Origin of the sequence: Polycladidibacter stylochi, assembly GCF_001562055.1 — a bacterium.
Lineage (GTDB): Bacteria > Pseudomonadota > Alphaproteobacteria > Rhizobiales > Stappiaceae > Pseudovibrio > Pseudovibrio stylochi.
The window spans coordinates 1-13,223 of the sequence record NZ_LLWE01000019.1; the positions used below are offsets into that span (position 1 = coordinate 1).

13 protein-coding genes are annotated in these 13,223 nt (G+C 46.4%); 1 reads left to right on the forward strand and 12 read right to left on the reverse strand.

Going from position 1 to position 13,223, the window contains the following annotated elements; translation table 11 throughout:
- Window positions 1-67 precede the first annotated feature (67 nt).
- The 10 genes from AYK67_RS05130 to AYK67_RS05175 all read right to left on the reverse strand — a co-directional run bounded on the left by AYK67_RS05130 (window position 68) and on the right by AYK67_RS05175 (window position 10,071).
- Complete coding sequence (locus AYK67_RS05130; protein WP_068083288.1) at window positions 68-1,507, reverse strand: S8/S53 family peptidase; 1,440 nt, start codon at window positions 1,505-1,507, stop codon at window positions 68-70.
- Between the two features lie 263 nt (window positions 1,508-1,770).
- Window positions 1,771-2,190: a hypothetical protein gene (locus AYK67_RS05135; RefSeq protein WP_068083290.1), complete on the reverse strand. Its 420-nt coding sequence runs from the start codon at window positions 2,188-2,190 to the stop codon at window positions 1,771-1,773.
- A gap of 50 nt (window positions 2,191-2,240) precedes the next feature.
- Window positions 2,241-3,425 (reverse strand): acetate/propionate family kinase, encoded by a 1,185-nt coding sequence (locus AYK67_RS05140; RefSeq protein ID WP_068083293.1) that lies wholly within the window; start codon window positions 3,423-3,425, stop codon window positions 2,241-2,243.
- An 11-nt stretch (window positions 3,426-3,436) separates the two neighbouring features.
- A complete protein-coding gene (locus AYK67_RS05145) occupies window positions 3,437-4,855 on the reverse strand; it encodes a bifunctional enoyl-CoA hydratase/phosphate acetyltransferase (RefSeq protein WP_068083295.1) in 1,419 nt (472 codons plus the stop codon).
- Between the two features lie 292 nt (window positions 4,856-5,147).
- Window positions 5,148-5,771: a TadE/TadG family type IV pilus assembly protein gene (locus AYK67_RS05150; protein WP_068083298.1), complete on the reverse strand. Its 624-nt coding sequence runs from the start codon at window positions 5,769-5,771 to the stop codon at window positions 5,148-5,150.
- Window positions 5,772-5,810: 39 nt separating this feature from the next.
- Window positions 5,811-6,368 carry a TadE/TadG family type IV pilus assembly protein gene (locus AYK67_RS05155; RefSeq protein WP_068083301.1) on the reverse strand — a complete coding sequence of 186 codons (558 nt, stop codon included), beginning with the start codon at window positions 6,366-6,368 and terminating at the stop codon, window positions 5,811-5,813.
- A gap of 273 nt (window positions 6,369-6,641) precedes the next feature.
- On the reverse strand, window positions 6,642-7,097 hold the full coding sequence (locus tag AYK67_RS05160; protein ID WP_068083304.1) for a pilus assembly protein N-terminal domain-containing protein: 456 nt from the start codon (window positions 7,095-7,097) through the stop codon (window positions 6,642-6,644).
- 226 nt (window positions 7,098-7,323) lie between these two features.
- Window positions 7,324-8,190, reverse strand: a complete 867-nt coding sequence (locus tag AYK67_RS05165; RefSeq protein WP_068083307.1) for a C40 family peptidase — start codon at window positions 8,188-8,190, stop codon at window positions 7,324-7,326.
- Window positions 8,191-8,235: 45 nt separating this feature from the next.
- Window positions 8,236-8,586 (reverse strand): MarR family transcriptional regulator, encoded by a 351-nt coding sequence (locus AYK67_RS05170; protein ID WP_068083310.1) that lies wholly within the window; start codon window positions 8,584-8,586, stop codon window positions 8,236-8,238.
- A gap of 108 nt (window positions 8,587-8,694) precedes the next feature.
- Window positions 8,695-10,071: a leucyl aminopeptidase family protein gene (locus AYK67_RS05175; protein ID WP_068083313.1), complete on the reverse strand. Its 1,377-nt coding sequence runs from the start codon at window positions 10,069-10,071 to the stop codon at window positions 8,695-8,697.
- A 272-nt stretch (window positions 10,072-10,343) separates the two neighbouring features.
- Between AYK67_RS05175 and AYK67_RS05180 the strand changes: the two genes are divergently transcribed.
- Window positions 10,344-11,144, forward strand: coding sequence for a tetratricopeptide repeat protein (locus AYK67_RS05180; RefSeq protein ID WP_156453061.1), 801 nt, complete (start codon window positions 10,344-10,346; stop codon window positions 11,142-11,144).
- Window positions 11,145-11,246: 102 nt separating this feature from the next.
- On the opposite strand, the gene AYK67_RS05185 is transcribed toward AYK67_RS05180, so the two are convergent.
- Entirely contained in the window at window positions 11,247-12,221 is a 975-nt protein-coding gene (locus tag AYK67_RS05185) for a type II secretion system F family protein (protein WP_068083315.1), read from the reverse strand.
- A gap of 8 nt (window positions 12,222-12,229) precedes the next feature.
- The gene (locus AYK67_RS05190; RefSeq protein ID WP_068083317.1) at window positions 12,230-13,222 is read right to left on the reverse strand and encodes a type II secretion system F family protein; all 993 of its coding nucleotides are present in this window, start codon (window positions 13,220-13,222) and stop codon (window positions 12,230-12,232) included.
- Between the last annotated feature and the right edge of the window lies 1 nt (window position 13,223).

The following is a 13,223-nucleotide window of genomic DNA, read 5'->3' on the forward strand; positions in this document are numbered from 1 at the left end:
AACGATGTTGGACAAGCTCTGGATCCTTTTGGTGAAGAATCCAGCACTCAAACAGATTTAGTCACTCTCAGCAAATGTGTCGTGTACTGTGGCCGTTGCCGAAATCGACAGTGCCTTTTTGCTTGAAGTTATCAAAGCGGTTGTTGGCGGAAGCGAGGATACGGGCGACCAGCTCATCGTTGCGCAAAGTCGGGAAGGCTTCAGCCACCAGCGCCACAGCGCCAGCGACTTGAGCGGCGGCGCTTCCATTTGGTAATATGGAAAAATAATAATTATCTGATTTAGAGCCAGTTGGCTCAGCAACTTTTTCCACGACATTGCTAGCACTAATACAATAAGATGCAGCTTCATAGCAGCCAGCAGCTATCTTTGGTGATTGTAGCCCCAAGTGCAATTTATTCGGTTTCTGTTTTTCGGCATAACTAACGCCATTAACGGTTAAACTCGTTTTAGAAAGTTCCTTGATATAGCTTGGTAGAACCCCAAGTACATGCTGGCTAAATGAACCATTTTTTGTTTTTCGTGCCATAGCTGGAGTTATGTAGACACCGGTTTTACTATAGTCTTTAAGTGCATCGAAGTAGCGTTCGACACCGCCTTGAACACTTGAAGAATGAACTCTCAAATTTTCAATCGCCTGAGAAAAACTAATACTGTCTGTTTTTATTAGTTCTTCTACGTCACTTAAAACCATATTTAAGGTAAATATCTTACCATCATAGGCTTTTTTGTCATACTGTCCAAGGCTAAGGTATGTTGGCGAATCTATTTTCGTCGAGAAAGTCATTGGTGAAAAAAGAATGTTCGCGCCGCGTTTGATTGCTGCGCGAACAGGTGCAGCGAGTTCGGTGTCTTCTCCATGTACCGAACTTAAAAGGATATTTGCCTCAGGAGCCACACCGACTATGCCTTGATTATCATCCTTTGCATTAATCAATGCCAGAAGCCCTAAAGTCATCTTTTCTGATAATATGACTGCTACATTCTCTGATTTATGTGTGCTTAGTTCAGTAACCTTTGTAGTTGATAAGGCCATGTCACTTAACTTAGTTACAGAGGATGACAGGGGATCTAAAAGACCTATTTTGGTTAAATCTAAATCGTTGTGCTTATAAATACGCTTGCCATTAAGCATGGCAATTACTTGACCTTTACCTGTTAGCCCCATTGTATGGGCATATGCCAATTTAATTGCGTTATATGGGCTAAATTTTATTGATGTTATTCCGCCGGCTGAACTAAAGCTCGACGTATCTGAATCAATAGCTATTAGCGCCTGATATTGCTTTGAGGCTTCGAGTTCTGCCACCTTAGCGGGATCCACCTGATGTTTGTACTCGAACGTACCATCATGTGCTGTGAGGTACTTGGTGTTTGTTGGCTGTGTACTCGTGGAAGAACCGGTTGATGTCGAGCCAGCTGGACCAGAACTGCTTCCGCCGCCACCTCCGCCACCACAAGCTGCAAGAGAAAGGGTAAGTGCGGTTGCTAATAGAAATTTATTCATTGTGTTTGGATCACTACAATTAGTATGTTAATATTACTAATGCAACCTCTAGTATATATTTCTATTTTTGTAAATATATCTAATTATATTACAAACGATACCAAGATATATATATTTTGAATATCAAATAAAAATTACTTATTATTTAGTAATACTTATTTACATAATATATACACTTATATAGCAACAGTTTATAATATAAATATAAATTATTTCATTATAGAAGACAGAAATATATTCTGCCTTCTATTTATTGGGTTTATTTAGTTATTGACGTTTATTGAAACGGTTGAGCCATTTTCATGCTGCTCTACCTCTACGATAATTTCATTATCACCTGGGGAAGGCACTTCAAACGCTGCTTGCTGGGGAATAACAATTTGGAAGGCTAGCGGGTTTTGAATACCTGCTATGGATATACCCGCGTTATATGTGCCAGCAGAGACATTTGCGGTTGCATTCCAAGCCAAGCCGTTCTCGCCCCAACGGGGGCCACCACCTTGGGCGTTTGGCACAGTTATCCAAAAAGCACGTAGATTTTCGACATTATTTCCAGCCGTGAGGACGTTAATCTGGGGCATTTCCTGCTCTCTTTCAGCTTTGTTGCTAACGGAGAAAGAGACGCGATGCGCTGTCACTTGTGAGCTTATTTGGCGCGATATGGTTAAGAATTCTTGCCACAAAAAAGCCGCCCCGGATGAGGCGGCTTTTTATCATTCGTTTTCGGTTTTGCTTAAAGTGCTTCACAAATCTCGCGGGTTTGTGACGCAATCATAGCTTCTTCGTTGGTTGGAATTGCCATGATTTTTACTTTAGAAGAAGCTGCAGAGATGGTGATTGCCTCGGATGCGCGGCGATCGTTCGCGGCTTCATCAATTTCCACACCCAAGAATTCCAAGCCCTTACATACACCGGCGCGGGTTTTGGCGGAGTTTTCGCCAATACCACCGGTGAAGACCAGTGCATCAATACCGCCCATACAAGCAACCAAACCACCCAACTCGCGCTTGATGCGGTTGTCGTAGTATTCCAGTGCCTGTTTGGCTTTCGGATCGCTGCTGCCTTCGAGTTCACGCATATCCTGCGAAATTTCGGAGAGGCCAAGCATACCAGACTCTTTATAGAGTACATGGGCGACTTCATCGACCGTCATTTTCTTTTCCTGCATCATATAGAGCAGGATGCCCGGATCGATAGAACCACAACGGGTGCCCATGGCCAGACCGTCAAGAGCGGTGAAGCCCATGGTGGTGGTAACACATTTGCCGTTTTCAATGGCGGTCATGGAAGCACCGTTGCCAAGGTGGGCAACAACAACTTTTTTATCGGCAATTTCCGGAGCCACATTGTGCAGCTCGCGGGAAATGTACAGATAAGACTGGCCGTGCATACCATAGCGGCGGTAGCCTTCTTCATAGTAGCTGAGCGGCAAGGCGTAGGCTTCGTTGTTGAAGTTCTGGCTGCGGTGGAAGGCAGTATCGAAGCACAGCACTTGTGGCTTGCCTTTAAAGGCTTCTGCAGCCCCTTGAACACCCGCGAGGTGGTGCGGGTTATGCAGTGGTGCCATAGAGCTGATGCGCTCTACTTCTTTAATCACTTCTGGTGTAACCAGACGTGGCTCGGAGTAGTTTGGTCCGCCATGCACCACACGGTGACCAATGGCGTCTACTTCCAAGTTGCCATCAAATTGGTGCAGCACGTCAAGTAGCACATTTAGTGCAGTATTGTGGTTCTTGGCTTCCTCATCGGTCATGGCGCGGTCGGCGATTTTATCGCCTGCCGCAGTTTTTGCCTTAATCCATGCTTTTGCGCCTAGACCATCGATCTGGCCGGACAGGACGCTTTCTTCACCCTTAAAAAGCTGGAACTTGATAGAAGATGAACCTGCGTTCAGTACGAGAATTGTTTCAATGCTCATGTTTTGTCCGATTATTCCGCTGCTAGTTTTTGTTCTTTGCCATCGAATGCCACGCCATTGGTTTTGAAGTAATCAAACAGAGAGGCAAGAGCACAGGAAACAAGACGGGCGCGATCGCTGTCAGCGCGACTGGTAAGAATTACCGGTACGCGAGCACCAACCACAAGACCTGCAGTTTCAGCGTGGGAAACAAAGGTCAGCTCTTTTGCCACCATGTTACCGGCTTCAAGGTTTGGCACAACGAGCACCTCGGCGCGACCTGCAACGTGGGATTCAATCCCTTTGGTGCGGGCAGCTTCCAGATCAATCGCATTATCCATAGCTAGTGGACCATCGACGATACCGCCTTTGATCTGACCACGATCAGCCATTTTGGAAAGAACAGCGGCGTCCAATGTGGACGGGATTGCCGGGTTCACAGTTTCCAATGCAGACAGGATACCGACTTTTGGTGGTTCCATGCCGATAGAACGGGCAACGTTAATGGCGTTTTGGGTGATGTCGACCTTGGTCACCAAGTCCGGTGCAATGTTGATTGCTGCATCAGAAATGATAACCGGCGTGTTACGGCCCGGAACATCCATTACGAATGCATGGGAAATACGGCGTTTGGTGCGTAGACCACCTTCACGTTTCACCACATGGCGCAGCAGGTCGTCGGTGTGCAGGTGACCCTTCATGACGGAACGAACACGGCCTTCATGAACCAGAGCAACAGCGCGGGCGGCTGATGCGCTTTCGTCTTCACAGTCGATCAGCTCATACTTGGAAATGTCGACGCCGATTTTTTCAGCAGCAGCTTGAATGCGTTTGGCAGGGCCACACAGGATTGGCACAATAAGACCAGCCTCAGCTGCAAGCACTGTACCGCCTAGAGAGTTGGAATCGTCTGGGCAAACAACGGAGGTCGGAATAGCTGGCAGTTTTTTCGCCAAGGATACCAAGCGCTCAAAGTGCTGGTGGCGCTTCATCAGCAGACTTGGCAGTTTTTCCGGGTCGTAGCTGATTGTTTCGGTTGGCGCGATCACCAATGCTTCACCCTCAGCCACCAATGTGCCGTCATCGAGTTTCACATCGGTTTTCAAACGGACACGGTTTTCAGGGAGTTTTTCCAAAACTTCGACAGTTACGTCGAGGACTTGGTCAACTTTAACTTTTTGATGAAACTTCAAAGTCTGATCGCGGTAAACAGTACCGGGGCCCGGCAACACATTACCGATGACTGCAGAAATGAGCGTTCCGCCCCACATGAACGGCGCTGAAGGACCTTCGCCTTCATTCTCACCATTGTAGTGTGCATTTGGCAAGTGCAATGGGTTTATATTGCCTGATGCATGAGCAAATACAAACAAATCGTTAGCTGTACAAATGCGGGAGCGCGTTGCGGTATCGCCGACCTTAATTTGATCGTAGGTTCGGTTCGTTGCCATTGGGGCCTCTTTCAAATTGTTTTGTGACCGTCAGCCCTAGTCGCTGAATATCCATTAGGAGCCCGCAGGCTCTCATATATCTATTACAAGCACGTGAACTGACAGCGGCACCTTCATGTCATTGTTAAATGTTCTTCACGGGTTTAATGACCCACTCATGAAGGAGCGCCATTGATCTTAATCACATATACCTGAAAATGACGCATTGAAAAGACCGCTGTGTTACTATGACACAGCGGCGGCAACTCATTGTAATATATAGTAAATAAAGGATAACTCTTGTTTTTTAACTCTAGCTACCCGTTTTCTTCATATCAGCATCGCATTTTTGTTTGTACTCGGGGCAGGAAACTTTTCGTCCTTGCAGGAAGAATACGTCGCTTAATTCGATTTCGGCCAAAATGCCACCCGGAAAAAACTTACCTAATTCAGGTCTGTGTGTGTACTTAGATTCGCCAATAATCAGATAGCTGTTTGCAATTGCAATATCATCTGGAATATCGATACCTGTTGGCGGCGAACCTTCCGTCCATGGCTCCAAATTAGGGGCACCAGTTCCATCGCGGCCCACGCTCCACACAGTTTTGGGCTTGATAACCTTTTTATCGCCTTTCCCACTTTCTACAAAATGTACAACGCCGACATTCAGGGTGAGACCTTCTGACGAGTACGGCACCATAACCTGTTTAACAGAGTCAAAGATGTTGGTCATATCACTGTCGCTCATTTTCCGCTCCCGTGCAATTAAGTCCGAGACAGTTGCCGCCGTTTGCGAGACCTTACGATCCATCGTGAGTAGTAGGTTGAGTTCAACCACGCCGAGCAGAAGGAAAATCAAAACAGGTACGACGAGCGCAAATTCTACCGCAGCAACGCCCCCATTGTTACTCAATAATGATTTCATTGAAGGATACATTTGATGCCACCTATTTAAACATGTGTAGCGTAAAAGGGATTAAAAGGGCTCGTTGCGAAAAACAGCGGAACTGGATAACACCCTATCGCCACTCTTATTGTCTGCAAAAGCGCTCTTCATCCATTCTGTCATCATGGGCCAGCGATAGTTAACCCGAAGCAACATTATAGAATTCCTCGAACCCAGTTTGAATTCTTCATGGAAATCCCATTTACCGCTTTTAGGGTCGTATTTTGGTGCAGGTACATCTGCGACCTCTTTGAAGGAGGTAAAATCTTTAACGCTCACTGACAGGCGGTCGGGTTTAAGGCAAAAAATATTGGCCGAACTGCTGCAGATGATGGTTGTTAATGCCGCTTTATTTTTTCCCTGTGCTTGTCCGGTCCGCACAAATCTTGCTGCCTCTGCTGTGGCATGGTCGAGCAATTGACCACCCAACATAACTAGGCCGGTTTCTAAAATTCCAAAAATGAGCATAAAATAAGGAACAGCTAGAATTGCAAACTCAACAGCGGTTACACCGCGCTTGTCTTTTTTAAACCTTGCCAGTTTATTGCCCGCAGGCTCTGCCCTTTTTTTAAATATTCGCGACAACATTTTCGCCCCCATATGTACCAATAACAGCCTGCGATGACTGCACATCAAACGATGCGTACATGAGAATTAAATATGATTAAGCAGTTTGCGATCCATAGAAGCACTCAAACCGCTTGAACCTATTATTTGACGCGTATTCTTAACCGAGAACCGGTAGGCACTTTTCGGGAATACGCTTTATTATGACACGTATTCTTATCCGAAAACCGGCATCCACTTTTCGGGAATACGCTCTAGGTTTACACTTTGACTTTAGATGCAAAAGAAATAGCATCACTTGGATTTGGCCATATCGTTGCGTTGTTGAGACTGCGATTGCATCGATGAAAAATGGTGCCCGACGTCCCCAACCCGCAAAGCCGGTTCACACTCTGGATTACATGTATAGCTTGAACGTGCTGAATTACGTTGTACCACAACGAATTTATCTTCAGCGGAACTGACCGTTATCATTTCATCAACTATGGGTTCTGCATCTTGATTGAGAATAATCAAATTTGTTGAACCATAGCTTTTGCCTGTGACAATAACGGTTGTGCCTTCATGTATTACCACATCTGCAATGGCTGGATTACCAATAACAACCGTTGATGCCGGCTCTTCAATACGAAATACTTTCGCTTGATCGGTAATTACCTGAACATCATTTGCCAACACGCTTGAACTTGTCGGCAAACACAATCCGGCAACAAGAGCAAGAAAGTGATAGTATTTTACCTGTGCAGCCATATCGACAGCATCCCCTATTCGCACTTATCTATACTTAATTTTGACGGGGATTCCTAAAAAATGACTAATATTTTATCTAAATAGTTTTCATGTGGCCATTCAATAAAGAATAGCTCATAGCTAGCAACAGGTTAAAAGAATACTGTTACATTTATTTATTGTTAAAAATATCTATAAATAAATGATAAATACAACCGAATTACTTTATGTGCTTTGCATATACTAATTATAAGCGTCGAATCGACGTCAGGTTGCCGAATTCGTTTTGAGCGATCCTGTTAAGTGCGGCATCCAAATTTTCGTAGGCAACAGTCATTGTGTGCCCATTAGCATGAATGATTGTGTTGCTATCGCTCATAATTGCCACATGGCCTTTCCAAAACAGCAGATCACCTCTTTGAAGTTGTGATTTAGCCTCTAAATTCCCCAGATGATTACCGGCAGTGGCCTCTTGCATATCCGCATCACGTTGCAACTGATACCCTGCAGTTGCTGCAGATAACTGGACCAGACCCGAGCAATCGAGACCAATGGCTGAGCGACCTCCCCATAAGTAAGGAGTACCCAACAGTTTTTCGGCTGTTGCAACCCAGTCCGTGACATACTCATCACATCGCGCCAAATGACTTGCGACCATAAAGCCACCAGTACTCAGTTTGGCATAGTTTAAACCACGCGTCGTTTCGTAACCAATGACCGTCACTTTTGCACCCATTGACAACAAGCGGTTAACGGGTGATTTCAAATCCGCAAGCGGATACACGTAGCTTCTAAGAGTACAAACCTTATGGCTTGGCGTAGAAGGGGCGGCAAGCGCTGCGGTTGGCAGCCAGCCCACATAACCATCCTCTTTTGACTGCCCCCATGACCAGCCATCATTGGTCTGCTCGTATATATCTATTTGTTCGCCGTATATAAGCTGGGTGTCGATACCGGTTGTAACATCAGGTGACTGACGTAGGTCTACAAGCTCTGTGTTGATTTGTTTTAAGGACGGCAAAGCGTAGCTGGGGCGCTCGACTTTGTCCTTGTAGGACTGTGCTGCCAAGTCGGATTTTATCGGATGTAAGCGCCGATCAAACTGCTTATTCATTGAGCCCCTAAGCCTCTTTTACATTTGCAATATATGCTGGTTTAATCAGGTTGGTAAAAGTGCTGCTTTCTTAACCACCATATCGCCCAGCTCTTGTAAATACTGTGCACCTTGAACGGTTCGGGTCACGTAAACAATACGTCTGTCCTTCGGGTCGCGCTTGCGCGACAGCAGCTTCATTTGCCCCAAACTATCGAGAGCTCTGGTAATGGCCGGTTTGGTGATTTCCAGTTTCTCAGACAAGCCTTTTACCGTATGGGGCGGGGTATCCAAATAGACGGTCAACAACAAGGTGAGCTGGCGAGATGTGAGGTCTTGCTCTGCCGAGCGCACCAGAGACAACGACACATCGTGCCATAATTTTAATGCTTGTGACCCTCGCAACTCAACGCTCATAGGTTTTTCATTCCCAATTCCTGCTCACCTAAAACTAACGGAAACTTATTGCTGATCGGTTAGTTACCGGACAACGGTTTTGGTATGTTGCCCGGTAACAAGTTCCTATTACTTCGTCCCACTATTTTCTTTAAGCATATCAAATAGTGCTCTTATGCCTTGTGCCTCGCCACCTTGCGGTTTGATGTCCCTTGCAATTGGCGTCCAACCGAAAATATCAAAGTGCATCCAAGACCCTGCTTTTTCGACAAAGTTTTGCAAAAAGAGAGCTGCTGTCATGGAGCCGGCAAAACCGGCGCCGGAAGTATTGACGTTTGCAATATCGGCTATTTTTGAAGTGATGTAACTGCGATAGGGTGCCCAAAGCGGCATACGCCAGAGCGGATCGTTGACAGCCTCGCTGTGAACCGCCACAGTTTCGGCCAGCTCTTCATCACTGGTATAAAAGGGCGGCAAATCCGGACCCAATGCCACACGAGCAGCACCGGTTAACGTTGCCATATCAATTAGCAGTTCCGGTTTTTCCTCATCCGCATAGGCCAGAGCATCGGCCAATACTAAACGGCCCTCCGCATCTGTATTACCTATTTCTACAGTCAGGCCTTTGCGGCTTGTAAAGACATCTGACGGGCGGAAGGAGCGTCCCGATACGGCGTTTTCAACGGCCGGGATGATTACCCGTAGGCGGATAGGTAGCTTTGCCTGCATTATCATTGAGGCAAGCCCTAAAACATTGGCAGCACCACCCATGTCTTTTTTCATGAGCAGCATTCCTGCTGCTGGTTTGAGGTCCAGCCCACCACTATCGAAAATAACGCCTTTACCAACCAGAGTGACTGTTTTGTGCTGCTTATCCCCCCAAGTGGCATCAATAAGGCGCGGTGCACGATCGCTCCCCTGCCCTACGGCATGGACCAGCGGAAAGCCCTCTTGCAACTCTTCACCTGAGATAATTTCGCAGTGGCCGTTATGCTGTTCGAAAAGTTTAATGGCAGCTGCAGCCAACTCCTTGGGACCCAAGTCGTTGGCAGGTGTATTGATAAGATCACGCGCAAGGTAAACGCCATTTACAACAGGTGCGAGCTCTTCCATTAGAACGGTGTCGTTAAGAACCAGTTGTGCAAGCGGCTTTTGCGCTGTTGTCTGCATTGAAAAACGATAGCAAGCCAAGGCAAAACCAAGTGCATAGGCGGCTTCGTCGGGTTTTGTGGCAACCAAACGATACTGGCCCGCCGGAGCTTTTAGAGCGAGCTCTGCACCGCACTGCAGTTCTTGTCTACTTTCCGAGAGAACTTGCACAACAGCGGCAATGCCGGCTTCACCGGGGACAATTAAAGGCTCACTTGAGTTTTGCGTAAAGTTGTTGGCTTGTGCCCACTGCCCGGCCTGCAAATTCTCCAGCGTCGCTGACAGTTGCTCTGGCTCGACAACGTAAACTTCAATTACTGGTGCTTGGCCAGCTGCGGACAACAGGTTAGGTGCCACTTTATTCTCCAATCACGAAATGAAAACAGCAGATTAGTTTTGACGAGAGTAGCTATTGTGGCCAAATGCTTCAAGCACATAAACACCATGTAATAACAACTCGCTAACAGAAATACGCAGTCATACAGGCTAGAGCGATCGCTATGTTGCAATTTCATTTGCAATTCCATGATCGGCAGGTGGCAACTTAGCATTATTAGCCCATTAATTTTATTAACTACATATTAGGGTTAACAGCCTATTACGAAAGGGGCATCGGGGGAGTTACCTAAATGTTTCTTGAATATTCTCAGAGCTTTGTCAAAAATTCAAATAAGAACTCACGTTATTACTTGCGCAACACATTCATAGTACTTGGCCTGCTTGGACTGGCAAGCTGTGCAACAACACAGCAAAAGAGTGCTGATAATTCCGGTCATATCGTTCGTGATTACAAATCGAATAGTAGTGAGTTGTCTGGTGCGTTGCAGCGTTGGAGCCTAGCCTACGAGAAAGACAAGAAAAACCGTAGCGCTATTTTGAATTATTCAGCCGCTTTGCGTGTCAACAAACAAGGCGAACAGGCAGAAGCCATTTTACGTAAAGGGGTTATTTCCCATCAAAGCGATACCGAGATTTCGTCGGCCTATGGCAAGGTACTTGCAGAAAATGGCAAGCTGGACGAGGCTTTGAATGTTTTTAACTCTGCGCTTGACCCGACAAACCCCGATTGGCGTATACTATCTGCCAAAGGAGCAATTTTAGACCAACAAGGACACCATGATGCTGCGCGGGCTTTATACAGGCAGGCTTTGAAAATCGCGCCGGGCCAACCGACCATACTAAACAATATGGGGTTGTCTTTCTTACTTGCCGGTGATTTGAAACAAGCAGAAACTGTTCTGCGAAAAGCCATTGACGAAGGATATGGCAGCAGTCGTATTCGGCAAAATCTGGCGCTGGCAATTGGACTGCAGGGACGCTACGACGAAGCGATGGCACTGGCACGGGCCGAACTGGACCCGGTTAAGGCTGAAAAAAACATAGCCTATTTACAAATGATGCTAAAAAGCCGGAAATTGGCGCAAAACTAAAATGAGCTCTCGGGGATCATTGCTCGGCACCGCTTGGTTGATTGGGGATTATCGTAGGGGCTATTCCTTTTTCAAATAGCCCCACTGTGGCTTGGTTGCCGTTTACATATATTTCATCACGTCCATCATAGCGGGCATGATAATTACAACAATCAAAACCGGTAGAAAAAACGTAATCATTGGTACTGTGAGCTTTGGGGGCAGTGCTGCGGCTTTACGCTCGGCTTCCTGCATGCGCTGCAAACGAACTTCATCAGCCAAGACACGCAGTGCCTGACCAACCGGGGTACCATAGCGTTCGGACTGGGTCATCGCTAACATTGTATCTTTGATCGCATCCAGCCCTGTACGGTCGATCAGATTGGTATAGGCCTTGGTACGGTCATCTAAAAATGACAGTTCGGCATTGGTTAGGCTCAGCTCTTCTGCCAGTGCTGCTGATTGCACACCAATTTCTTCCGCTACTTTTTTAAAGGCTCCTTCCACTGAAACCCCAGATTCCACACAGATCAGCATCAGGTCCATGGCATCGGGCCAAGCTCTGCGAATATCTTGCTGCCGCTTGGTGATTTTGTTTTGAATAAAAATATTGGGCGAGAAAAAACCAAGGATAGCAACACCTAAGGAAATCAAAACCGCCTGGGATTGGCTGACTTGATCGCCCAAGAGTATCATTGTGTAAAATATGGAGACCACGAGCAGAAGGACCGGCATAATGATGCGCATGATGAGGTAAGTATACAAAGGCCCCTGCCCTCTGTAGCCCGCCTGCTTCAAGCGATTTGTGGTGTCTTCATTGGACAGCAGGTTTTTCAAATTGTATTTTTCAACAAAATGGCGGACATTTTCTTTAGGCTTATTGCGCAAGGAAATGCGCTGCTGCTCTTTTTCGGCTGCCAGACGGGCACGCTCGCGCTGGCGGATTTTTTCCCGCTCGGTTGAAACCGATTTCATACGCGACTTGAGGTTATCACGCTCTAAAAACGGTTGTGCCAGCGTGTAAAGCGTGCCTGTAACTGCAATCATGGTCAGAACAGCTATGATGTTTTGCTTATCAATCAGGTCTGCGATAACCATATTTACCTCTAAATATCGAAGTTAATCATTTTGCGCATCACAAGCACGCCAATTGCCATCCAAATAGCGCAACCGAGTAAAACGAGATTGCCGAAATCTTCAATAAACAGTTTCATGATGTAATCAGGGTTCAGCATATAGACTGCTAATGCGACCAAAACAGGCATAGAGCCAATAATCCAGGCCGATGTTTTGGCCTCCTGACTCACCGCTTTAACTTTGCCTTGCATTGCCTTACGACCTCGTAAAACCTTCGACAAATTTCCAAGTGCTTCGGAAAGAGAGCCGCCAGCTTCGGACTGGATAGCAATTACAATGGCAAAGAAATTTGCCTCTGCTAAGGGGACACGGTTGGCAAGCCCTTGTATTGCCTCGGACAGAGGAACCCCCAACTGCTGGTTTTCGATTACTTTCTGGAACTCGGTAGAAACAGGGTCTTTCGCCTCGCGGGCAATGATTTGTATGCAATCATTCAGAGGAAGGCCGGACTTCACACCGCGAACAATCACATCTACCGAATTGGGGAACTCATCCAAAAAGCGATTAAACCGCCGTTTTCTTTGTCTGCTCACAAACCAACGCGGGAAACCTAAAAAGCCGTTCAATGCAAAGGCCAGGGAAACAATCATACTGGTTTCCAGAACAAGGCTGAGTACATAAAAGCCTAGAGAACACGCTGCTGAAAACAAATAGAATTTTTGCCTGTTCCAGTTCAAGCCTGCTTGCGCAATCCAGTCTGCAAATGCTGGCCTATCGGCATTCTTGCGCTTGGCCGCCTGCTTTTCTTCCATAGCTTTAAGCTGGTCTTGTATGTTTTTTTTACGGTTTGTTTGACTCATACTGGCCAGACGATCACTTTCCAGCGGCTTTTTGCGGGCAACCTGATCGACCCTTTTTGCCTGCCGTCGTTCGCCATTTATATATGGCAGGGCAACAACAAACAAAAGACCTCCGACACTAAGGGTTACCAGCAAAATAACTAATAGCTCTTTTACATCCATT

Coding starts and splice junctions, on each gene's coding strand:
- AYK67_RS05130 (WP_068083288.1), bottom strand. CDS start 1,507: ATGAATAAATTTCTATTAGCAACCGCACTTACCCTTTCTCTTGCAGCT.
- AYK67_RS05140 (WP_068083293.1), bottom strand. CDS start 3,425: ATGAGCATTGAAACAATTCTCGTACTGAACGCAGGTTCATCTTCTATC.
- AYK67_RS05145 (WP_068083295.1), bottom strand. CDS start 4,855: ATGGCAACGAACCGAACCTACGATCAAATTAAGGTCGGCGATACCGCA.
- AYK67_RS05150 (WP_068083298.1), bottom strand. CDS start 5,771: ATGTATCCTTCAATGAAATCATTATTGAGTAACAATGGGGGCGTTGCT.
- AYK67_RS05155 (WP_068083301.1), bottom strand. CDS start 6,368: ATGTTGTCGCGAATATTTAAAAAAAGGGCAGAGCCTGCGGGCAATAAA.
- AYK67_RS05160 (WP_068083304.1), bottom strand. CDS start 7,097: ATGGCTGCACAGGTAAAATACTATCACTTTCTTGCTCTTGTTGCCGGA.
- AYK67_RS05165 (WP_068083307.1), bottom strand. CDS start 8,190: ATGAATAAGCAGTTTGATCGGCGCTTACATCCGATAAAATCCGACTTG.
- AYK67_RS05170 (WP_068083310.1), bottom strand. CDS start 8,586: ATGAGCGTTGAGTTGCGAGGGTCACAAGCATTAAAATTATGGCACGAT.
- AYK67_RS05180 (WP_156453061.1), top strand. CDS start 10,344: ATGTTTCTTGAATATTCTCAGAGCTTTGTCAAAAATTCAAATAAGAAC.
- AYK67_RS05185 (WP_068083315.1), bottom strand. CDS start 12,221: ATGGTTATCGCAGACCTGATTGATAAGCAAAACATCATAGCTGTTCTG.
- AYK67_RS05190 (WP_068083317.1), bottom strand. CDS start 13,222: ATGGATGTAAAAGAGCTATTAGTTATTTTGCTGGTAACCCTTAGTGTC.